This window comes from Serratia sp. CY47280 (assembly GCF_052168655.1).
GTDB classification, from domain to species: Bacteria; Pseudomonadota; Gammaproteobacteria; order Enterobacterales; family Enterobacteriaceae; genus Serratia; species Serratia bockelmannii.
In genome coordinates this window covers 1,244,758-1,266,730 of record NZ_JBJNMG010000001.1, presented here as the reverse complement: position 1 = coordinate 1,266,730, position 21,973 = coordinate 1,244,758, and the positions used below count along the sequence as shown (strand labels likewise).

Annotated in this window: 19 protein-coding genes; all 19 read right to left on the bottom strand. The window is 60.1% G+C overall.

Annotation, left to right across the window (positions count from 1 at the left end):
- Nucleotides 1-24 precede the first annotated feature (24 nt).
- The 19 genes from ACJ8J4_RS06175 to ACJ8J4_RS06085 all read right to left on the bottom strand — a co-directional run bounded on the left by ACJ8J4_RS06175 (nucleotide 25) and on the right by ACJ8J4_RS06085 (nucleotide 21,926).
- A complete protein-coding gene (locus tag ACJ8J4_RS06175; protein WP_025303293.1) occupies nucleotides 25-516 on the bottom strand; it encodes a T6SS effector amidase Tae4 family protein in 492 nt (163 codons plus the stop codon).
- Nucleotides 513-896: a Rap1a/Tai family immunity protein gene (locus ACJ8J4_RS06170; RefSeq protein ID WP_025303292.1), complete on the bottom strand. Its 384-nt coding sequence runs from the start codon at nucleotides 894-896 to the stop codon at nucleotides 513-515. The genes ACJ8J4_RS06175 and ACJ8J4_RS06170 overlap by 4 nt, the downstream gene beginning before the upstream one ends.
- Nucleotides 897-963: 67 nt before the next feature.
- Nucleotides 964-2,469 (bottom strand): type VI secretion system contractile sheath large subunit, encoded by a 1,506-nt coding sequence (gene tssC, locus ACJ8J4_RS06165; RefSeq protein ID WP_016927259.1) that lies wholly within the window; start codon nucleotides 2,467-2,469, stop codon nucleotides 964-966.
- A 3-nt stretch (nucleotides 2,470-2,472) separates the two neighbouring features.
- Nucleotides 2,473-3,009, bottom strand: a complete 537-nt coding sequence (gene tssB, locus ACJ8J4_RS06160) for a type VI secretion system contractile sheath small subunit (protein ID WP_016927260.1) — start codon at nucleotides 3,007-3,009, stop codon at nucleotides 2,473-2,475.
- A 120-nt stretch (nucleotides 3,010-3,129) separates the two neighbouring features.
- Nucleotides 3,130-4,161 carry a type VI secretion system protein TssA gene (gene tssA / locus ACJ8J4_RS06155; RefSeq protein WP_038629525.1) on the bottom strand — a complete coding sequence of 344 codons (1,032 nt, stop codon included), beginning with the start codon at nucleotides 4,159-4,161 and terminating at the stop codon, nucleotides 3,130-3,132.
- A 23-nt stretch (nucleotides 4,162-4,184) separates the two neighbouring features.
- Nucleotides 4,185-4,904 (bottom strand): type VI secretion system-associated protein TagF, encoded by a 720-nt coding sequence (gene tagF / locus ACJ8J4_RS06150; RefSeq protein WP_025303290.1) that lies wholly within the window; start codon nucleotides 4,902-4,904, stop codon nucleotides 4,185-4,187.
- 18 nt (nucleotides 4,905-4,922) lie between these two features.
- On the bottom strand, nucleotides 4,923-8,558 hold the full coding sequence (gene tssM, locus ACJ8J4_RS06145) for a type VI secretion system membrane subunit TssM (protein ID WP_442516029.1): 3,636 nt from the start codon (nucleotides 8,556-8,558) through the stop codon (nucleotides 4,923-4,925).
- Nucleotides 8,558-9,760, bottom strand: coding sequence for a DotU family type VI secretion system protein (locus ACJ8J4_RS06140; RefSeq protein WP_049272050.1), 1,203 nt, complete (start codon nucleotides 9,758-9,760; stop codon nucleotides 8,558-8,560). The genes tssM and ACJ8J4_RS06140 overlap by 1 nt, the downstream gene beginning before the upstream one ends.
- Nucleotides 9,761-9,781: 21 nt before the next feature.
- Nucleotides 9,782-11,128 carry a type VI secretion system baseplate subunit TssK gene (gene tssK / locus ACJ8J4_RS06135; RefSeq protein ID WP_025303287.1) on the bottom strand — a complete coding sequence of 449 codons (1,347 nt, stop codon included), beginning with the start codon at nucleotides 11,126-11,128 and terminating at the stop codon, nucleotides 9,782-9,784.
- A gap of 40 nt (nucleotides 11,129-11,168) precedes the next feature.
- On the bottom strand, nucleotides 11,169-11,699 hold the full coding sequence (gene tssJ, locus ACJ8J4_RS06130; protein WP_049209066.1) for a type VI secretion system lipoprotein TssJ: 531 nt from the start codon (nucleotides 11,697-11,699) through the stop codon (nucleotides 11,169-11,171).
- Between the two features lie 29 nt (nucleotides 11,700-11,728).
- The gene (gene tagV, locus ACJ8J4_RS06125; protein WP_025303285.1) at nucleotides 11,729-12,229 is read right to left on the bottom strand and encodes a type VI secretion system accessory protein TagV; all 501 of its coding nucleotides are present in this window, start codon (nucleotides 12,227-12,229) and stop codon (nucleotides 11,729-11,731) included.
- Nucleotides 12,230-12,277: 48 nt separating this feature from the next.
- Entirely contained in the window at nucleotides 12,278-12,670 is a 393-nt protein-coding gene (locus ACJ8J4_RS06120) for a DUF4150 domain-containing protein (RefSeq protein ID WP_004934933.1), read from the bottom strand.
- A 16-nt stretch (nucleotides 12,671-12,686) separates the two neighbouring features.
- Nucleotides 12,687-13,322: a DUF3540 domain-containing protein gene (locus tag ACJ8J4_RS06115; RefSeq protein ID WP_025303284.1), complete on the bottom strand. Its 636-nt coding sequence runs from the start codon at nucleotides 13,320-13,322 to the stop codon at nucleotides 12,687-12,689.
- Nucleotides 13,323-13,352: 30 nt separating this feature from the next.
- Nucleotides 13,353-14,420: a pentapeptide repeat-containing protein gene (locus ACJ8J4_RS06110; protein ID WP_197836143.1), complete on the bottom strand. Its 1,068-nt coding sequence runs from the start codon at nucleotides 14,418-14,420 to the stop codon at nucleotides 13,353-13,355.
- The gene (locus tag ACJ8J4_RS06105; protein WP_197836145.1) at nucleotides 14,417-16,969 is read right to left on the bottom strand and encodes a DUF2169 family type VI secretion system accessory protein; all 2,553 of its coding nucleotides are present in this window, start codon (nucleotides 16,967-16,969) and stop codon (nucleotides 14,417-14,419) included. The genes ACJ8J4_RS06110 and ACJ8J4_RS06105 overlap by 4 nt, the downstream gene beginning before the upstream one ends.
- Nucleotides 16,970-17,140: 171 nt before the next feature.
- Nucleotides 17,141-17,641, bottom strand: a complete 501-nt coding sequence (locus ACJ8J4_RS06100) for a hypothetical protein (protein ID WP_127146021.1) — start codon at nucleotides 17,639-17,641, stop codon at nucleotides 17,141-17,143.
- Between the two features lie 100 nt (nucleotides 17,642-17,741).
- Complete coding sequence (locus tag ACJ8J4_RS06095; RefSeq protein ID WP_025303280.1) at nucleotides 17,742-18,131, bottom strand: DUF3592 domain-containing protein; 390 nt, start codon at nucleotides 18,129-18,131, stop codon at nucleotides 17,742-17,744.
- Between the two features lie 10 nt (nucleotides 18,132-18,141).
- Nucleotides 18,142-20,481: a type VI secretion system Vgr family protein gene (locus ACJ8J4_RS06090; RefSeq protein WP_025303279.1), complete on the bottom strand. Its 2,340-nt coding sequence runs from the start codon at nucleotides 20,479-20,481 to the stop codon at nucleotides 18,142-18,144.
- A gap of 512 nt (nucleotides 20,482-20,993) precedes the next feature.
- The gene (locus ACJ8J4_RS06085; RefSeq protein ID WP_025303278.1) at nucleotides 20,994-21,926 is read right to left on the bottom strand and encodes a LysR family transcriptional regulator; all 933 of its coding nucleotides are present in this window, start codon (nucleotides 21,924-21,926) and stop codon (nucleotides 20,994-20,996) included.
- Nucleotides 21,927-21,973: the final 47 nt, after the last annotated feature.

Sequence of the window (21,973 nt, the reverse complement as noted above, 5' to 3'; positions counted from 1 at the left end):
ATTTACTGATAAGCCGATGGAACACTAGCTCAACTCCCAAAACCAGACCTCTTTGCAGTTAAAATAGCAATGGGAATGGCAGGTTAATAGCGAGTTTTCTGGTTCGATAAGATCAATGTGTCCGCCATCATAGTTGGTGATCTTATTGAAGAACACGACTCCTTTTTTATTGCCAATACCTTTCTCTGCATCTGGAGCATTAAAGAAAATTTTGGCTTTGCCAAAACTACTGGAGCGATGCAACTGATCGGCCAGCAATTTGGCTCCCGGTTCAATCGTTTTACCCTTATAGGCGCCTTTCTTGATTGGCAGGCGGCCTTTGAAGCTGATACCGGTTTTCAACAGCGCCAGGCTCATGCGGACGGCACAGGTATTGGCATAACCAGGATTTTGCTTTAGAAGCGTATCAAGCTCATAGCCAATCTCAGCGTAAACGGCTTCTGCTGCCAAATATCCCGGGCTAGAGTAATCAGAGGAGTAATGGCTGCTTTTTAGCTGACGATATAAAGGTTTCATGCTTTGCCTCCTTTGCAGGGGAAGCGAGTCGCCAGAGCCTCTTCAATCAGGGGGGCAGCCCTTTCGTGCAGGCGCGCAGCGGGAAGTTTATTAAAGAATTCGAACACAAACTCCTGCAGAGTGACGGTTTGTAGCTGGCTGTATTGGCACCAGCTTTTTCCTTCCGTCGCGTCCAGCACGCCCAGCAAATAAATCCGCGCTTTCTCTTTTTCCTGTTTATCTGCACTGCGATAGAAACGGAAAAAGTCGCTGCCTGGCAGATTGACATCATCGGACGTCAAATGCGCTATCGATGTCTGCTCTGCGAAAGCTGGCGGCGCGGCGGAGAGCGAGCAGACGACTGCCAACAGCGATGCCAGATAAAACCGTTTTGTCTTCATCTTTCTTTCCCTGTGATGAGGTTAATGTATCAGCCAGGCCGCACTACCGCGGCCTGACTTCAGCCCATCAGGACGCGTCGTTTTGTTTCAGCGAAGGCAGCTTCGACACCAGGCGCAGGGAGACGGTCAGGCCTTCCAACTGGTAGTGCGGGCGCAGGAAGAACTTGGCACTGTAATAGCCCGGGTTGTCTTCGATCTCTTCCACCTGCACTTCCGCCGCGGCCAGCGGTTTGCGCGACTTGGTTTCCTGCGAGGAGTTGGCCGGATCGCCGTCCACGTAGTTCATGATCCAGTCGTTCAGCCAGCGCTCCATGTCGTCGCGCTCGCGGAAGGAACCAATTTTGTCGCGCACGATGCACTTCAGATAGTGCGCGAAGCGGCAGCAGGCGAACAGGTACGGCAGGCGCGCGGAAAGCTGGGCGTTGGCGGAGGCGTCGGCGTCGTAGTATTCCGCCGGCTTCTGCAGCGACTGCGCGCCGATAAAGGCGGCGAAGTCGGAGTTTTTGCGGTGCACCAGCGGCATAAAGCCGTTTTTGGCCAGCTCGGCTTCGCGGCGATCGCTGATGGCGATCTCGGTCGGGCACTTCATGTCCACGCCGCCGTCGTCGCTCGGGAAGGTGTGGCACGGCAGATTCTCCACCGCGCCGCCGGATTCCACCCCGCGAATGGCGGTGCACCAGCCGAACTCTTTGAACGAACGGTTGATGTTGGCGGCCATGGCGTAGGCGGCGTTGGTCCAGGTGTAATTGCCGTGGGTCGCGCCGTCGGTGTCTTCTTCGAAGTCAAACTCGTCCACCGGGTTGGTGCGGATGCCATACGGCAGGCGCGCCAGGAAGCGCGGCATCACCAGCCCCAGGTAGCGCGCGTCTTCCGATTCGCGCAGGCTGCGCCAGGCGGCGTACTCGGTGTTCTGGAAAATCTTGGTCAGATCGCGCGGGTTGGAGAGCTCCTGCCAGGACTCCATCTGCATCACGCTCGGCGCGGTACCGGCGATGAACGGGCAGTGCGAGGCGGCGCCGATCTTGGCCATTTCGCCCAGCAGCTCCACGTCCTGCGGGCTGTGATCGAAGTAGTAGTCGCCCACCAGGCAGCCGAACGGTTCGCCGCCGAACTGGCCATACTCTTCTTCGTAGACTTTCTTGAAGATCGGGCTCTGGTCCCAACCCACGCCTTTATAGCGCTTCAGCGTGCGGCCCAGCTCCTGCTTGGAAATGCTCATGAAGCGGATCTTCAGCATCTCGTCGGTTTCGGAGTTGTTGACCAGATAATGCAGGCCGTGCCAGGCGCCTTCCAGCTTCTGGAAGTCGTCGTGGTGAATGATCTGGTTGATCTGCTGCGACAGCTTTTCGTCGATTTCCGCGATCAGCGCCTGGATGGTGCGATAGGCGTCGGAAGAAACGGTGACGGTGTTTTCCAGCGCCTGCTGCGCCAGGGTTTTCACCGCGTTCTCGACCGCTTCTTTGGCCTGATCGGTCTTCGGCCGGAACTCTTTGTTCAGCAGCGCGCTGAACTCATCGCTGGAAAAAGTCTCGGTGGTTTGCAACGCATTCTGTTGCTGAGGCGAGTTGCTCATCGATTAATCCTCACGCTCGTTGTTGTCGTCGTTAACCGCCGGCTTCGGCGCGTCGGTCAGGGATTGCAGCAGCGCCGGGTTTTGCAGGATCTTGGAGATCAGCTCTTCGGCGCCGTTCTTGCCGTCCATGTAGGACAGCAGGTTGGAAAGCTGGGTGCGGGCGTCCAGCAGATTGTCCAGCGCGTCGACCTTGCGGGCGATAGCGGCGGGGGAGAAGTCTTCCATGCTTTCGAAGGTCAGATCGATGTTCAGCTTGCCTTCGCCGGTCAGGGTGTTGTCGACCTGGTAAGCGACGCGCGGCTTCAGCGATTTCATACGCTCGTCGAAGTTGTCGACGTCGATTTCCATGAATTTGCGCTCTTCCACGCTGGCTTGCGGGTCGACCGCTTTCCCCACCAGATCCGCCATCACGCCCATCACGAACGGCAGCTGGATTTTGCGCTCTGCGCCATAAATTTCGACATCGTATTCAATCTGTACGCGCGGCGCGCGGTTGCGGGCGATGAATTTCTGCCCGCTGCGGGATTTCGAGTTTGACATGATTTACTCCATCTAATGGCGATTGGGAACGCGCCTCGTCCGGCTGGGAGAGTCAGGTTCTGATTCGGGTCTGCGCAGGGCAGACGGTATCGGATGCGTCAAGAGAACAAAGGTCGGCGGCTAGCTGTTCTCCTCGTTGTCGGGGCGACCGAGAATGGTCTCCAGTTGGTTAAGCCCATCGGGCGCCAAATCGCGGACGATTTGCATAAAGTCCAGCGTAATCAGTCGCTGGACTCGATCGATCATCAGTGGCGCCGGGTGGCTCGGCTCATGAAGACGAAAATAGTTTTTCACCTTGTCCAGCATCAACTGGGCGTCGTCGCGCGACTGGATCTGCGCGCTGCGCCAGTTGAGTGGAGCGGTGGCGCTCTGTACGGCGGCCGGTTGCTGCATGGCAGCCGCTTCAGGCGTCGCGTCTGGTTCGTCGGCGGCCGGGGCATCGCTCTGGCCGGCGAGCGCCACCAGAGAAAACACCTTGGTCAGCGCGCTCATTTCCGGCAGCGCGCTTTCCCCCAGATGGCGGGTCACTTCGCTGCGAATGGCGCTCAGGGTGTTGGCGATGCGCGTCACCAGGGCGCCTTCGGGGCGATCCTGCTGCGCCAGTTCATCCTGCAGCCGCGCACGGCCGCCGGGAAAGTTGGGGCACTCCTGTTTGCTGCCGTCGAGCAGGGCACCGGCATCGCGCAGCGAGATTTCTCCGGCGGCGCTTTTCAGCAGCGGCGCGGCGCGTACGCTGGCGGCCAGCGCCGCTTTGTCGCCAAGGTCGGCCAGCGCGTTGATGCGAAACAGCGGATCGGCTTCTCCATCGAACTCCAGCGGCGGCTGCAGGGTGTTCCAGTAACGGGTCATCGACTGGTGGACCAGCGTCAGCCCGTCGGCGTAGCCCGGCAACCCGCGCAGCTGGGTCCAGGCGCGGGTGAGATACAGCATGATGCGCAGGTCTTTGGTGCGCGTTAGCAGCGAGGTCGCGAGGCGCTCGACCTGCACCCAATCCGGCGCTTCTTCCGGAATGATGGTGCTGCCGAACTGTTGTTCGGCCTTGCCGGTGGCGGCTTGTTCCATCGCCAGAAAGTCGGCGTCGTATTCCAGGTTGTCGCCGCAGGGATTGTCCGCGTCAACCGGGGCCAGCAGGGTATCGGTATCGATAGCCATAGAATTTCCTTCAACGAACGATGTTAATCAAACATTTGCGGGTACTGGCCGCCGCGGCCGGGGCGCGCCCAGCCGTTGGGTTCGAACAGCAGTGAAAACAGCTGCACGGTGAGGTTGCCGCTGTGCACGTGGGTGTAGAGCGGATGTCCGTCGGCCTGATTGGTCCACCAGAAGCTGGTGTACTGCGCCGGATCGAAGCAGTCGGCGGCCTGTTGCCAGCCGAGGCCCGGTACGTCCGGATGCTGGAAACCGATAATCGACAATATCTCGGAATCCGCTTCCGCCGGTGGGCTGGGCAGCGCCGGGATCGCCTGCAACGTGCGGTCGATCTGCTCGGCGGAGAAACCGTTGCGCACGCCGTTCAGCAGGGTATGGCCGAGCTGTTGATACCAGCTCGCCGCCATGTTCAGCTGTTGCGGGCGCCATTCTTGCAGGCTGAACAGGCGCAGTGCGCAGATGGGGTAGCGCCGCCCGACGCGATCGCGCGCCGGCAACAGGCAACCCATCTGCACGTACGGGCTGCCGAGCGTGGCGGGGATCACGAAGTTCCACACCGGTGCGTTGCTGAACGGGTGGCCGTTCGGCCCCTGTGCATCGCGCTGTAAATTCACCAGCCCGTTATGGAACCAGTGGGCCCAGTTGTTGACCACCGGGTCAGGCAAACGGCGTTGCAGGAAGTCACCGGCGGAAGGAAGTTTGCCGTACCAGCCGATGCTCGTCGGGGCGCTTGAATCAGTGCTCATGGTCATGTCCTTTCGGGGCTACGGGCACGAGAAGGCCGGCAGTTGGAACGGATTGCGGATGCTGTTGGGCGTGAACTCCAGCGTGATGCGGTGGCCGTCGAGATTAAACGTCGCCTGGCGGCCGAGGCCGCCGGTGCCCGACGATTGCGCCATGTCGACCAGGCGATTCAGCGCCCATGGTCCGCTGGTCACCAGGCTGGCGGTGGTGCCGTTGGCCAGCGCCAGCTGCAGATGCACCTGGTTGGTATTGCGGGTGCCCGGCCAACTGACCACCAGCGGTACCTGTGGGCCGTGGCTGTATTTGAACAGCTGCCCGTCGATATCCAGCGTCAGGTTGAGGATGTCGTTATCCATCCGCACCGGCCGCACGGTCACGCGGTAGGAGGGCGTCGCCGTGCCGTTGGCGAAAAAGGCGTCGCGGATGCGCTGCGCCTGCTGGAACGACCGCAGGATGCCTTCGCCGCCGGGCAGCGTCTTGCCGTCCACGCCGGGCGTGAAACGCCAGTTGGCGCGGGTGGTATCGACCTTGCCCTGCAGATTGTCGCGGAAGAAGCTGTCCATCAGCCCGCTGTTCGGCGCGAACATGCGCGCCAGATCGTCCGGCGTCACTTCCTGCCGCGCCCGGGCCACCAGCGGATAACGGCCGGCGATCGCCTGGCGGCAGAAGCTACCGACCTCGAAGCTGATGCGCTTTTTCACGTTCTCCATCTCTTTGCGCTGGGTATCGCTGCTGGCGCCGATCGCCAGCGACAGCAGCATCTGTTTGAACGGCACCGGCAAGCGGCCGGATTCGGCCTGCAGACGCGGGATAATGTCGCTCGGCGGCGCCGACATGCCGCTGTTGGCCGCGCCCTGCACCGCCGTCAGGTAACTGTACAGTTCATCGACCTGTTTCAGCACGCTGTCGAAAGGGATCGCCTTATTGCCTTCGCCCTGGCTTTGCGCCAGCTCCAGCAGCGGCGCGAAGTGCGCCATCACCAGCTGTTCCGGCTGGGCCGACACGTCACCGTCGGCGTTGGCCGGTCGGTTGGTGAACAGCGCTTCCAGCGTGCGGTTGGCATTTTGGTTCAGCTTATCTTCGGTTTTTGCCAGCAGCGAGCGCGAATCGGCGTCGTTTTTTTCGTCGCGCAGGGTGACGTTTTTGCTGACGTTGACCAGCAGATTGCGCATTGGCGACGGGTTGCCGGACAGCAGGCGCGCGCTGCTGATGCGCTGGGTCAGGTTGCCGATGTTGGCCAGTTGGATATCCCCCAGCAGCTCATCCCAGGCGCTGATGAAATCTTGCATGTACAGCTGGCGGATGGTCTTGGTCAGATCGGCGCTTTTCTGCTCCGGCGTCTGGCTGTTCAACACCCAGACGTCTTCCTTGCGCAAGGTGTCGGTCACCGGGTCGATGTTGTCGTTGAACGCTTTCCAGTACCCTTGTGAGGTGAACAGGCCCGGTACGCCGTCGGTGACCGGTTTGCCGCTTTTGCGGCTGAACGCCAGTTCGGTCTGCGGGCCGGCCAAATCGACCAGGCTGACCGGCTTGATGTCGGTCTGTTTCAGCAGCAGGCGCTTGAGGCGGCCATAGACGCGCTGCGACAGCGGCGCCCGATTGAGTGCGGCCTGCGCCTGCGCCACCAGCTGTTCGTCTTTGGCGTAAGGCGAGGCCTGGATCTGCGCATCCAGCAGTTGGCTGAGGTGCCATTCGATCTGCTGCAGCTGTTTCTGCGTGCTGCCCTGCGGCAGGTTGCGTTGCAGGTTGAGCATCACCCAGGCGCGCAGGAATTTACCGTCGTACTGCTTTGGCAGATACAGCATCTGATAGGCCTTCAGCGCTTCGTAGCTGAAGTCCGCGTCGCCGTGGTTGTCGTTGCGCAGCGTGGTGGCGATCTGTTGCGCCACCTGCGGCAGCAGCAGCTCTTTCAGCGCTTTTTGGTACAACGCATTGCCGGCGTCGCCCACCTGATCGCCGCGGAACAGCCCCATGCGGTAGGTGAACGGCGGATCGTCCAGCGAAAAGTTCTGGCTGTCCGGCAGATGCAGCAGGCTGTTGAGGAACGGCAGCAGCGAGAACATGTCGCCGTTGCCCAACGGGGTCAGGCTTTGCCCCTGTCGCTCGACGCCGGGCACCTTGGCGGCCACTTCCGCCAGATAGGCCTTGTTGTTGCCGTAGCTGGTGAACCACAACATCGCCAGCACCGCCAGGATCACCGCCAGCGCGATGTACCCTGCCCAGTGCAGGGCGCGGTTGCGGTATTCCCACCAGCGGTTGCTGCCCGCCAGCCCGGACTCCTGGAAGACCACCGATTCCAGCGTCTCTTTCAGGAAGAAGCTCTGGCCTTTGGCTGCCGGGATCGGCGTTTCCTGCCCCACGCTGTCCCAGGCCGCGTTGGCCTGCACCCCTGAGTTGGCCGTCGGCAGCTGCAGGTAGCGGTTCAGTTCGCCCATCACCCGGTCAAACGGCAGACCTTCCTGCGTGCCGCTGGTGAAATAGATGCCGCGCGGGGTAAAGCGGGTTTCAAAACTGGAGGTGGCGAACACCTGTTCCAGATATTGGCCGAGCAGCGGGCGCAGCGCGGCGAACTCCTGCGGGAACAGGTAGCTTTCGGCGCGTTGGCGCGCGTCGTGCTCCATCAGCAGCGTATCCGGCAGCGCCGCATCCAGCCGTTGTTGCAGCAGGGCGTATTGTTGTTCGAAGGCGGCGTTCAGGTTGAAGTCCGGCTGCCGTGAGCGCTCGTAAGGGAAGGTGAATCCCCAGATCTGGTCGCGCTGCGCTTTATCGAAGCTGCCGAAGTAGGCCATAAAGCCGTTGAGCAGGTCGGTTTTGGTCACCAGCACATAGACCGGGAAGTGAATGCCCAACTGTTCGTGCAGTTCAATCAGGCGTTTGCGCAGTGCGCTGGCCTGGGCGGCGCGTGCTTCGGCGCTGTCGCTCAGCAGATCGGCGACGCTGATGGTCACCATCACGCCGTTGATCGGCTGGCGGGTGCGGTATTTTTTCAGCAGCGCGACGAAGCTTTGCCATTCACCGGCGTCTTCTTCGCGCTGGCTTTCCTGGGTGGTGTAGCGGCCGGCGGTGTCGAGCAGCACGGCGTCGTTGGTAAACCACCAGTCGCAGTTGCGGGTGCCGCCCACGCCGCGCAGCGCGGCTTTGCCGAAGCGATCCGCCAGTGGGAAGTGCAGGCCGGAGTTGACCAGCGCGGTGGTTTTGCCGGCGCCGGGTGCGCCGATGATCACATACCACGGCAACTGGTACAGATATTGACGGCTGAAGCGGGTCATCCAGCGATGTTTACCGTCGCCCTGGCCCGGTGCGAAGCGCGCCTTTTTCAGCAGCTGCGCCGCTTCGTCGAAACGCTGCGCCAACTGATCGTCTTGTTTGACCTCGGGCTTGCCGTCTTCCGCCGGCACCGCTTCGGCGGCGCGCAGATTGCTCAGCAGGCGGCTGTTGAACCAGGCACTGTAGAGGCGCGGGATCAGGCGGCACAGGAACCAGATCAGGTAAATCACGCCGATGGCGATCTGGCGGTTGAGTTCCGGCTCCAGCGGGCGATAGTCGCCGATGGCCACCAGCGGGCCGATCGTCCAGATGATGAACGCCAGCGCGGTGATGCCGACAAAGCCCCACAGCAGGCGGCTGGTGATGATGGAGAATAACGTACTGAGCATTACTTTCCGGTTCCTTGCGGCAAGCCGTTGATTTCCGCCTGGGTATTTTCAGGGGCGACCAACAGCGTAATTTCTACCCGGCGGTTCAACGCGCGGTTCACTTTGTTATCGTTCGGCGCGACGGGGTTGCTCTCGCCGCGGCCCTCGGCCTTGACTCGCTGCGGGTTGGCGAGGTGTTTTTGCAAGCGGGCGCTGACCGCTTCGGCGCGCGCCAGCGACAGCTCCCAGTTGGAGGCGAAACGGGCGCTGCGGATCGGCACGTTGTCGCTGTAGCCGGTGACCAGGATCTTGCCGCTGACGCCGTTCATGGCGGCGGCGATGCGGTCGATGACCGGAATATAGTTGGCGCGTACCGTGGTGGCGGCAGAGTCGAACAGCCCGTCGCCTTTGAGGATCACCACGCTTTGCTGCGCTTCGTCGCGCACCACCACCAACCCCTCGGCGATCTCTTTACGCAGGAAACTTTTCAGGCTCAGCGTCGGCGGCGCGGCCGGCGCCGGGTTACCGATCGCCACCTGCGGCAGATTGGTTTGGTAAATCGCCGCCAGCACCGGGCTGGTGTTGTCGCCCAGTCGCCAGTTGAGGGCGATGAACAGCAGCGAAGCCAGGAAGCCGGTCAGCGCCACGCAGGCCCACAGCGGCACCAGCGGCCGCCACAGCTTCTGCTGTACCGGCAGATCCAGCGCATGAGGCGACAGCGGCGGGGCATAGCCGCCACGAACCGACCGGATCAGTTGCAGCAGGCGCTGCTTCATGGTTTCCAGCTGTGAGCGGCCGTTTTCCATCACCCGGTAGCGGCCTTCAAAGCCCAACAGCAGGCAATAATTGATCAGCTCCAGCAGGTTGATGTGCTCGCGCGGGCTTTGCGACAGCTTGGCCAGCAGCTGGAAAAACTTCTCGCCGCCCCAGGTTTCGTTATGGAAAGTCACCAGCAGCCCGCTGCCGGACCACACGCTGTTGCTGCCCCACGGGGTCAGCGCCGCCGCTTCATCCAGCGCGGTGCACAGACAATAACGCGCGCCGATGATCACCTCGTAAGGCAGGTTGGCGCGTTGGCCGCGGATCTCGAAGCGGCGCATTTCGTCAATCAGCTGTTGGCGCAGCTGCGCCGGGTTGGCGTGCGTGGCCGATTGGCGGATCTGCGAAATGGCGTTCAGCAGCGGGTTGGCGGCGTCTACCAGCGGGTTGGCCGCCGGCGCCATGCTATTTTCCTGAGTCATAGGTTACCGGTCCGTATGGCTGCGAATCGCCCAAAATTCCATGTCCAGCCCCGGGAATTCGCCGGCCAGGTGCAGGGCGAAGGCGCTGGATTTTTCCATCTGTTTCCACAGGTCGCCGCCTTTTTCCAGCTCGAAGTAGGTGTAGCCGGCGTGATAGGGGATCTGGCGCGGCGCAGCGGGCATGGTGCGCAGACCGATGCCCGGCAGCTGCAGCTGCACCAGATCGCGGATGCGCGTGACCGGGGCGATCTTCATCTGCGCCGGGAAGTGGGTCAGCAACACCTCGGCGGCCACGTCGGCGCGCACTGCCAGCACGAAGCCAAAATCGCGCATCATTTTGGCGTCCTGCACGGTGGCGACGTTCAGCCCGTGGGAGCGTTCGACCAGCGTCAGCTGAATGGCGTTGTCTTCCAGCACCACCGACAGCCCCTGACGCAGCAGCAGCATCAGCTTGCCGAAGCACAGCGCCAGGTTGTCGTGGTCATACACCGGCAGGCGGCCTTCCGGGGTGCGCTGCGCCGAGAAGCTGGCGAGCTCGGTGGCGAACTGCAGCCAATCGGCGAACAGGCGCTCCGGGTGCAGATGATCGAGGTGGTAGGCGTGGCTCACCTGGCCGAGATGGCGGTTGATCAGCTGCAGCAGCATGAAATCGACCATTTCGGAACTGCCGCCGCGGCCCGGCTGCAGCAGGCGCTGGCTCATCTGCTGGCTGCGCTGTTGCAGCAGGCCCTGCAGATCGTTGATGAAGGTTTTCAGTACCGGGTTGCCCTGGCAGTTCAGCATCGGCGGGATCTGCGTGGTATCGAGACGCAGGCTGTTGTCGCCGCGCTTTTCCAGCACGCGGGTAACGCCGAGCGCCGTCCATTCGGCGTTGAGCTCACTCTCCAGCATCAGCCGCAGGCGCAGGCGACCGAACTGCAAGGCCGCGCTGCCCACCGAGACGGCGTTGAGATCGTCGACTTCGTTCTCATAAGCCAGATAGCGCGCCAGCGCCTCCGGGCTTTCCTGAAAGATCACGTCTTCACGCCCCGCGCGGTAGGTCGGCAGAGCCAGCACCACGTTTTCACCGGTCTTGTTTTCAGCGATGGTCAGCGGCGCGGGCGCCTGCTGGGCGCCGGAGAAGCGAAACGGCGTGCCGTCCGGCATGATGCCGCTGGCGGCGTTGAGCGCAATCTTGCCCTGGCGCAGCAGCGTTTGGTCCAGATCCAGGGTGAGGAACCCCCAGAAACAGCCGCTGTGGGCCTGGCCCCAGTTGCGCATATAGCCTTCGAGATAGTTTTCCGCCTGCTGGAAATGGTGAGGGCGCAAAAACATCCCCTCAGTCCAGACAACCTTATGAGCATCTTTCATCATCACACCTATAGTTACTTCGCTTCAGCGCAGCGGTAGGTCAGTCGACCTTTTTTACGGGGCGCAGGCCACTCACGCCCGCGACGATATGCGCTTCCAGCTCATCCGGCGAGAATTGCCATACCTTGTAGAAATTGGTTTCGGTAGGTTCCGGCAGCGGCAGTGACATGCGCCAGGTCTTGCCGTCCAGATTTTGATATTCGGCGATCACGCCGATGTAACGTGCGTCCAATGCGCTTTGCCCACCGAGCTTCTTGCCGGTCTGGCCTGGCGTCAGGAAGAACTGATCGCTGTCCAGCAGGCTGTTGCCGAGCACGCTTTTGGCGTCGTTTTGCAGACTGAAGAAGTCGGCATCCATGAATTCCGCATCCGAGCGCAGCAGCAGCACGCGAATTTTGATCGGCGCAGGTTGCGCGCCGGCGGCGGCGTTGACCTGGCGGTCAGCGTCAAACACCAGACTGTAACGCGATGGCACGCTTTTGGCGGAAGACATGCAGCCGCCGAGCGCCAGCGCGCCCAGCAGCAGAAACAGCATCCCGCACCAGCGGGAAGCGATAGGGGTCGTCATCATAGGAATCTCGTCGCCCGCAGGCGTGCTGACTACTGGAGGATCCAGGTGGCTGAGCCGGCGTTTTTACACGCCTTGCTGTCGCCGCCGACTTTGACGCAGTCCTGTTTGGCGGCGCGCGCGCGACGCGGCAGATCTTTGCGCAGCGTTGATTTGTAGCGCGCTTCCGGCACGCCGGCGTTGGCCTGGATATACCCCATCAGATCGCCCCCGCGGATGGCGGAGATCGCCAGCCAGTTGTTTTCCACTTCGCCCAGCGCATAGAACGCGGCGGCGTTGTCCAGGCTGCCGACGGCGGTGCCGGTATAATTCGGGCTACTCATGATGCTGGCGGCATACAGGCTGCGGTACTCCTCACCGATCGGCTTGAACTGTTTCGGCGCGCTTACCGCGGCGCGGTGCTGCAGGGTGACGCCGTTGACTTCACTGCTGATGAGGGCGTCGTTATTGAGCGCCGGCGGCGGTGGCGGCGGGGTGGAACAACCGGCAAGCGTCAGGGCGGTCAGCAGCGTCAGGGTAATCCGTGTTTTCACAATGTCCTCTTTTTCTTGATTGAATGGCTGTGTAATAAGGCGCCGTCATCAGGGCGCAAGCAGCAACACTTTTAATTGGCTCGGCACGATGCGCATGCCGAGCGCGTTGGTGGAATTCTGCAGGCTGAGGCTGGTCAGCCGGGTGGCCGGAGTGCCTTTGAGCAACACGGTAAAGGCGCCGGTCAGGTGGCGGGATGGCCCCATCACCGTCCCGGAAGCGACACCGGTGGCTACGCCGGGGTTGTCGCCGTTGGTCAGGGGCGTTACCGTCGCCATGTTGTGCGCCGGGGTACCGACGAACAGAATGTTGAACGCGTTCGGGATGGCGGTCGGCGCGAGGGCGATATCCGGGTAGGGTACGGGCACCGGCGCCGGGCTTGGCGTCAGACAGACGTCGGGAAACGCCAGGTCCACGCCGATCATTTGGCTGTTGGCAAACATAAAAGGCCTCCGCAGGTTATCCGACGTGGATTTGTTCCGAATCCAGCTTGGTGATGTCTTTTGAGGTAATGAGCGTGTTGCGGGCATGAATGCGGGCGTAATCTTCCGCCTGATAATCCAGCTGCCCGGCGCGCACGTGCTCGGTTTGGCGCACTTTGCGGAACAGCGAATGGCTGATCTGGCTGACCGAATGCCACAGCGACTCGCAGCGTTTACCGACCAAACGGCTGATGCTGACGAAGGCCGACAGCTCTTCGCCGCTGTATTTCATCTTGTCGACGTGGCAGTCGCCGCTGTTCGCCTGCAGCGTCATGGCGTCGCCGCTCAGTTTCAGCGCCTGCGCGCTGTGCAACGACAGCGAGCCGTTCGGCGTTTCAATCTGCAGATCGCCTGCGACGCAGAGCCGCGCCGTGCTTTGCGGCTCTGCCCGCTCGAGGACGGCGATCGCCCACAGCTGGTGGCCGCAGCCGGCGACCAGCACGTTATCGCCGAGGGCCGGCGTCAGCAGGCAGCTCGCCGCCCGGCGACAATGCCAGCCACGACCTTCACATTCCACCACCAGACTGCCGTCCGGCAACAGGTTGACGACCTGGCCAGCGGCCTGTTGGGGCGGTGCGATGTTGACGGCGCGAGTTGTGTTGGCAACGCTCATGGTGATCCCCTCGTGAAGTGGTCAATGCATTCAGATTCGGCTCTGGCGCTGTGCGCTCCAGGTTTCGGCGGCGTACAGCTCTTCGTCGCTCTCGAGGATCCCGCTGCGATCGCTCCAGCGCGTTTGCTGCTGGTGGGCGCGATGCATACGGGTGCGCATAAAGCGCGCGCGCCGGAAATCGGCGGCGCCAATGTCGGCATAACAGAAGTCGGCGTAGGTCAGGTCGCTGTCGCTGAAATCACAACGCGCCGATCGGCTGTGCTGAAATACGCATTGATACAGGCGCGCCTGGCTGAAGTTGGCGGCATCCAACGTCGCTTCGCTGAAGATCGCCTGATCGAACTGCCCGCCGCGACACTGCGCCTGAGTCAGATTGGCCTCCAGCCACAGCGACTGCTGCGCCTGTACGCTGGTCAGGTTGGCGCGCCGCAGCGAAGCGCCCTTGAAATTGCTCTGGCGCAGCGTCGCCTGGCTGAAGTCGACGTCGTCCAATTGGTTATCGGTAAACTGGCAGGCGATCAGGCTCTGCCCGGCGTAACTTTTGCCGCGGTGGTCACATTCGAAAAACGTGACGCGGTCGAAGTTCACGCCTTCAAACTGCGTTTTACAGAGATTTAATCGAAAGAACGTGACAAGGCATAAGCGCGCCTGATTCAACATGACGCCGTCGAGCGGGCTTTCGTAAAAGGTAGTGCGATCGTGCTGAGTGGCGGAAAAATTCGCGCCGGCCAATTGGCACGACATCCAGTGACTTTGGTTGAGCGACAGCCGGCTGAAGTCGCTCTGTTCAAGCCGACAATCGTTGAACATCGTCAGTTCGATATGGCTCTCGTTGAAGCGGCTGGCCGACATGGCGCACTGATTGAAGGCCGTTTGCTTCAGATCCGCCCGCGTAAATTGTGCGTGTTCGAGCTGGCAATCGCTGAAAACGCTGTCGCGCAGATCGCAGTCAGAGAAGTTCACGCCGTTCAGGTTCAGTTCGTTGAACATGCCGCCGGCCAAATCCAGACCGGCGAATGACAGACCGTGCAAGTCCTCTCCGGCGATCGGCTCGCCGCGTTTTACGCGCTGGCGTATCTGCTCTGGTTTTGAGGTCATACTTCCTTCCCGTTGTGGCGAGGCAATGTTTTCACCCTGGCGGTATAGGCGCTCTCGAGCCGGGTTGCCTGATCTACTTGCGACTGCGACAGGTCAGCCCGGAACAGATTGGCGCCCTGCAGGTCGGCGCCTGACAGCACGCATTTTTGCAGGATAGCCGCAATGAAATTGGCATCGCGCAGGCTGGCGCGAGACAAATCGCTGCGGATGAACAGGCTGCCACTGCCGTTGGCCTGGCGGAAATCGGCCTCGTTCAATCGGGTTTCCGACAGATCGCAATTATTGAGACGCGCCCGACTAAAATTGGCCCGCTGCAACGGCATCTGGCGTAAATTGCACTGGTTTAGCGTCGCGTCGCTGAAATCCGCCTGCGGCAACAGTGTCTTCGCTGCAAAGGCGCAGGCCGTGAGACGTGCGGCGTGGAAGCTGAGGCTTTGCGTCTCGGTGTCAACCCAGGCGCAACTTTCCAGCCGCGCCTGACTGAAGTTCACCGCCAGCAACCGGCATTTGACGAAGCTGACTTTGTCGAGCCGGGCGTGGCTGAATGTCAGCTGCTCCAGCTGCAGTTCCATCAGGGTAATGTTGGCCAGCGTGGCGCGGCTGAAATCACATTGTCCGAGCAAGGTTTCGTATCCCAGCAAATCGCGTAATGACGCCATCGTGAAATCGCAGCGTTGAAACAACGTTTGCTGAATATTGGTCTCATGCAGCTGCGCGCCGCCGAAATCTGTCGCTTCGCATTTCGCCAGGGCCAAAGAGGCGTGGCTCAGATCGGCCTGCTGCAAGACGGCGCCGCTGAGATCGGCGCGCGCCAACATCGCCTCGCGAAGATCGCAACCCACCAGTCGGGTTTGGCGTAGATTGGCGTTTTCCAATAAAGCGCCGCGTAAGTTAGCCTGGCAGAGATCCATGCCGGACAGATCGGCGCCGGTGAGATCAAGGCCGCTGAGATCTTTATCGCGCAGCATGGCGGCGGCGACGCGTTGGCGAATGATTTGCGCCAGATCGCCACTTAAGCGCAGTGCAGGGCTTTGCGCCTGCGCTGACATTAAATACATTTGGTGCAGCGCGCGCTCGCTTTCCCCCAGCTGCTTCTCGCTGAACGCGTCGGGATGCTGGCGCGCCTCCTGGAACAGCAGATCGCGCTGCTGCTGGTAGCTTTCCGCACCGGAGGGCGACACGTGATCCCCTCCGGGGTTAAGCGGGTCGATACCCTCGGCGTGCGCCAGCTTGAGCATGTCCTGATACTGCACCTCGGCCTGGCTTTCCAGACGCTCGACGAATTCGGCGAGTTGGTCCAGCTTCGGCGGCGCTTCTTGCGACGGTAGCGGGAACAGTTCATCGATGTCCTGGCCTTCACGCAGCAGGCGCTGGCGATGCTCTTCGCGCTGCTGGTGCTCGTAGGCGGCGATATTTTCCGCCATTGGGCTTTGCTGCGTCGGCGTTTCCGTATCCAGCCAGGCACCGATGCACGCCTCCGGCAGCAATTCTTGTTCGCGAAAAGCGTGCAAAGCACCCTGTTCTTTATCCAGCCGCTGGGCCAACACCTGCCGATAATGCGCGGTGGAACGGGGCTCCCCTTCGGTTTCCAGGGCCGGCATCAGTTGCATCACGTCGGCGGCATCGTCCTCATTGATGCGCGAGCTACCCTGATAGATCAACAGCATCTGTTCCCGATGCGGGAAGAACCAGACGGTGGTATGGCGCATCGCGATCTCTTCGAAATGCGTTTCACCGCCGCGCAGTCGGTTGATGAAGCAGCGCGCGCGCCACGGCGGTAAATGCCCTTGCTGCACCGGTTCTGAAGGGTGCATATTCCAAATCCGATAGGCAGCCCGCGGCGGCAAGCTATCACGTTGAGGAAACTGCTGATCGCTTTCTGCCATGTTGAACAGGCGCCAGTCGATATCGTTGGCGAAGCCGGGAAAGCCGTGCTTCAACCAGTCGGCGTCGTAGTTTTTACCGATGCGGGAGAAGCGACGCGGCCAGGTGATATCCAGCGCGTCAAAGCTTGCCGGCTGGGCGCTTTGCCGAGGAGACGCAAGGCGTCCCTGCAGCGGTTCAACATTGGGTAGGCGATGGATGCGGCCCTGTGGAAATGTTTCGGGAGTGGCGCCGATGCCGTGCGGATTATCGGCGAACTGAGTACCGCCGTAAGCCCGGCGCCAGTCCAGACGCATTTCTGCAAAGGGTAGAGGCGTGGAGGGACGATCGTTGATCCAATGGCGATCGCCGAAAACCACCAGCGTTTTCTCCAGCGAATCAAACTGGATCTTCACGGCGCAGGCGGTTTTGTCTTGTTGATGGTGGGTGTAGGCGTTGCCAGTGGCGAGAAACTCCGCACAGGCTTTTGGGATAGCCAGATCGAGCACGCCGCCACTTAACGTAAGTTCGTCGGCGGCCAACTGCCACAGTTCCGGTTCGGGGCGCAGACGCGGGGAGGCCCCCATGTCGGCCAAGGCCAAAACGGAAACGCCCAGATGATTTTGCCCTTGCCAAGAGAAGGGGCGATGAAGCGCGCTGAGGCGCAGAGGTTTTACGACTTTCATTGTGTGTGTAAAGCTTCCTGTGGATATCAGCTGGCAGCCAGGCTGCTTGCTCAAAAACAATCCGTTTTTCGGTTTAATAGATATCAGGCTATGTCACAACAGATGAAGAAAACGATGCGGCGTTCAGCGCCGATCGCTAATGCGGGGAGAGTCCCACTTCGAAATGGATGATCAAGAGGACAGTGCGTTGTCCTTCCCGTTTATTCCGCGAGCCAGCAGCACGGCGGCGACGGACAATGACGCGGCGATCGCCTTGGCGGTAAATTGGCCGGTGCTCTCCAGGTGATAGGGCGCAAAAAATCCGATGCCGGCGGTGCTCAGAACCAGCAGCGCGACGAGCGCCGCAAAACAGGGCAACTCTATCGCCAGCGTCAGTCTGCCGGGTGTCGCCGCACCGAGGTAACGCATCAAAAAACCGGGCAAAATCAGGAACCCGATCAGCTCTGCGGGAGCATTCACCGCAGACATCACCTGCTGATTGTATTTCAGGAGCGCCAGCATCAGCGCGACAAAGATCAGCAACCGCATGGGTAAGGCGGCCGCTCGGCTTGCCGACAAAAAGGTTTTGCCGATCGCAGCGAGCAATACGCAGCCGACCAGGATGCCAAAGACGGTAAACAGGATCTGTCCCCAGAGGCTGTCCTGCGTCGAAAAGGCAATGAACGCGCCCATCGTGACACTTCCTTATGCAAGGTGATTTAGCGAACTGATGAACGATAAGCCGTTTGCAGAACGTTGAAATCGGATCGCGTGATTGAGGGATCCTTTTCGCTTAAAGCCGGGAAAGCTCTTCGATCACCGCTTTTTTGGGGTTCTTCGGGTCGTACTTTATCGCGGTGAAATGGCCCGGTTGATAACGCGGCAGATCCACGACGCTGATCGGGCCTTTCGCCACGGCCGTATGGTTTTTTCCGTCTTGGGCGATGTACTTGACTTCGACTTCGCAGACCGGCCGATTTCCGTCCCACAGGTTGGTCTGGCGAATGCTGACGATTTGCCCGGAAGCGGAAATACCGTTCTCCATCACGCTGAGGGAAGAACCGATATGTTTGAAATAACCCCAGATATCGACCGTGATGAATTTGAAAAAACCCACCAGACTGAGGATGGGAGCCAATAAAATCAACCCGATAACGGTGAAAACATTTTTGGCCTTCGACATGGGAGTCCCTTTACAAGAAGATCGCCAGCGCCTTGGTGCTCAATCGTAAGGCACCGTTGGTGACCAGCGCGCCAAGCTGAGTGAACGTCATGGGATCATTACTGAGCTTGAAATTGGTTTTGCTGATCGACAGCGGGTTATGCGAGATATCCAGCATCGTGTGTTTAAGGCTGGTCGCCGTCAACGACAGATTGGAGCCGTAGAAGGCAAAATTGGCCCCGGTCGCCACCCATTTCCAGCCGTGGCAGTTATCTTTCCAGTTCGGCGTTTGTACCGAGACGCCGTCCGCACTGGTGATATCAATGGTTTTCGCCTTGATGGTCAGCGTGCCGGTGATCGTCGTGTTCTGGTTATTATTATAGGTTTCGGTGACATCCCCGGTCACGGTAGCGGTCTGGCCGCCCGCTTCAATCGTCAGGACTTGCCCGCCGGCAGTAATGGTGGTGTGCTGACCGCCGGCGGTGATGTTGACGGTCTGCCCCTGCTTGATGGTGCTGGTCTGTTGCCCTTCGGTAATGTCGAGGGTCTGGTTGCCTTTCACCGTGACATGCTGGGTTTGCGTAATGTTTTGCGTCTGCGCGCCGTCAAGCTTGAAAGACTGATTGCCGGTGATGTCGATTTTATCGCCGCCGTCGATAATCGTCAGGTCGCGGCCGCCTTTGATGTTCACCGTCTGGTGAGCGTTCAGGTTGGCGGTGTCCAGCCCATTGACGGTCGTCGTGCGTTTCGCTTTGTACAGGAACGTGGCGTCGCCGGTGACGGTGTCGTCCTGCTGGCGGCCGATGGTGGTGGTGCGACTGCCGTCAATATTGACGTTCTTGTCGTTTTCCACCGTCATGTTCATGTTGCGTTCGGCATGCATGTCGAACGATTCGTTGCCGGGCGAGTCTTCCAGGAACAGGAAGCTGGCGTTGTCGGCGCCGCCGCCTTTACTGCGGCTCATAAAGCCCATTTTAGTGGCGTCGCCGGGCAGATCCCACGGCGGCATGCTGTCTTCGTTGTAAACGCGGCCGGTGATGATAGGGCGATCCGGATCGCCGTTGATAAAGTCGACCACCACTTCCTCACCCACGCGCGGGATCTGGATCCCACCGTATTTCCAGCCGGCCCAGGCGCTCGAGACGCGCACCCAACAGGAACTGGTTTCATTGCCGCTGCCGTGGCGATCCCAACGGAATTTGAGTTTCACCCGGCCATATTTATCGGTCCAGATGCTTTCGCCTTCCGGGCCCACTACTTCGGCAGTTTGCGGGCCGTGGGTTTTCGGCCAAGGCGTGGTGCGCGCCGGGCGCCAATTGATGTCCGCCGGAACGACCTGAAATTCGGTTCGCTGCTCGCCAACATCATTATCGTTGCTGGCGTAGCTGTTTTCCTGCATGAAGTACTGCGCGCTGACCACCAGGTAGGCGCGGTTGTCTTCCATACGCGGCGCCTGGGTCAGTTGAAAACGGTAGCCGGGCGCAATGCCCTGCGAATTGCCTTCGCCGCTCATCTGCTCGTGCTGCGCTTCGAACTCCTGTTGGCGAACCTTGACGTAAAACTGGCCGTGGGCGTGATCGGTATAGCGACCGGGCCAGTCGAACACCTCGGCTTTGTCCTGCGCGAACGAGGCGGGATTCTGCCGGGCCTCCAGCAACCGCGCGCGTGGCTTACGAAAATCGTAGTCATCCAGGCTATAGAGGCTGGGCGTGATGGCGTCAGAAACGCTCCAGCTATTGATGCTGTCCTTGTTTTCCACCAGGCCGCCTTCCGCGAGCTGGTAGGGAATGCTGGCGTAGCCGGCGAGTTCCTGATGGGCCGCCGGCGCGTCAGCCAGCACCAGCGTATGGCCGTCTTGCTGGTGCGTGAAATAATAATAGATGCCTTCGTGTTCCATCAGACGGCTGATGAAATCGAAATCGCTCTCCTGATACTGCACGCAGTATCCCCAGATGCGGTAGTCGTAACTCAGGCGGTTATCGATTTTCACCTGATACTGCCCCAGCACCTGAGTCAGGATGTCGGGAACGGTTTTTTCCTGGTGGATGCGAAAATCGCGGTTTTGCGTCAGATACCACAGCGTGGGGCGCAGCACGGCGCGGTAGATATAGTAACGGTTGCCGCCAGCTTCTCGGCCGGAGAGGGTCATGCGCGTGATATTGCCGTTGAGATAACGCGGTGCCAACGGATTGCCCCGCAGCTCCAGCGTGATTTTTTGTCCCAGCAGCGCTTTCAGATCGAGCCGATTGTCGGGGCTGAGCAACTCGACGTCGAACTCGAACAATCCGGCCAGTTTTTCCTCGCCGGAAAGGCTTCTGAACAACAGCTGATGGGAGGGCAAGGGCGTGTGCGCAATGATAAGACGATCCATACTATTCCCCGCTTTAGGCATAGCTACCGCACGAGAATTGACGCGCGATCCCGATGGCGTATCTGTCACGAATAGAGACAGGAACTGACGAAAGATTTAACAAAGTTTACACAAAGGCACGATTTGTGCAGTCTACAATAGAGCTCTGCATTTGCAAAATAGCCTTGTGGATCAATGCTCAATTCGTTAACTTGCTCACGATCTTGTTTTTTATTATCTAAAACATATAGATGCGAGCAGATCATTTTTTATCTCAAATTATTGGGAAATTGGTAATACCAAAGAATAAATGTGTAACACATAAGTCAACGTGCTTATAAAACAACTCTTTTTTTACGTAAAAAAAGTCGCTGACTGTTTTTTATCCTTACCATTTGCCAGTTAAAGATGATCAAATATATAAATTTGGCGAATGTTAATTCGGATGATTCCTATTTGGTGGGCGTCCCAGGGCCCACCGACGGGCCTGGGAACATGCGTTTGAACGGTTGAAAATGCAGCGAATACCGTCGTTAACGTGGAGAGGAGTCGAAGGAGAGTTGACCTACCAGCTCGCAGAGCCAGATTAACGCCGGGTCGCGTTGCGCCTGCCGGCCGGCGATCAGCTCAATGGGGAAAGGCGCGATGGCCAACTCGTCAGGCAGCGGGAGAATGCGTACGCGTTGCGGATCGGAAAAATGCCGGGCCGCGCTGGCGGCCAGCGTGGCGATCAGATCGCTGTCGGCGACCACGGCCGGCAGAGCGGCAATATGTGAAAAGGTCACGGCGACGCGCCGCTGACCGCCGATTTCCGCCAGACGCCGGTCGACCAGCCCTCTGGCAGAGCCATCGTCTGCCGGTGCGTACAGCCCATGCGGCAGGCTGAGGTAGCGTGCCAGATCCCAGCGGCCATCCGCCAGCTGGGGGTGTGAACGGCTGGCGATACACACCAGGTGCTCTTCAAACAACGTGCGCACATAGTGGCTTTCCGCACCGGAAAGGTGCCCTCCCAGCGCGATATCCACCTCGCCGCGATCCAGTTGCCGATAAATATTGTGGCGATCCAGACGCGAAACGCGAATATCGATGCCGGGGGCGGTCTGACGCAACCGGCTGATGAGGGTGGGCAGCAGCAAGATATCGGCATAGTCGCCGGCCGCCAGCGTAAAACGCCGCTGCCCGGCGGTGGCCGGATCGAAACGGGCAGGGGGGGCCAACGCCAGATGGATCTGTTCAAGCACCTGCTGTATTTGCGGCATCAATTGGTGGGCGCGCGGCGTGGGTGACATGCCGCCGCCGCTGCGCACAAACAGGGGATCGTTGAGAAGAATGCGCAGCCGCGCCAATGCATTGCTGACGGAGGGCTGAGCGCGGTTAAGACGCCGGCCTGCGGCGGTGACGTTGCGCGTCTGATACAACGCCTCAAACACCACCAGCAAGTTGAGATCGACGCTGGCTAAATTCATTTTATGAATACTCTATATACAGATAATCCATTTCCAGAATCATACTG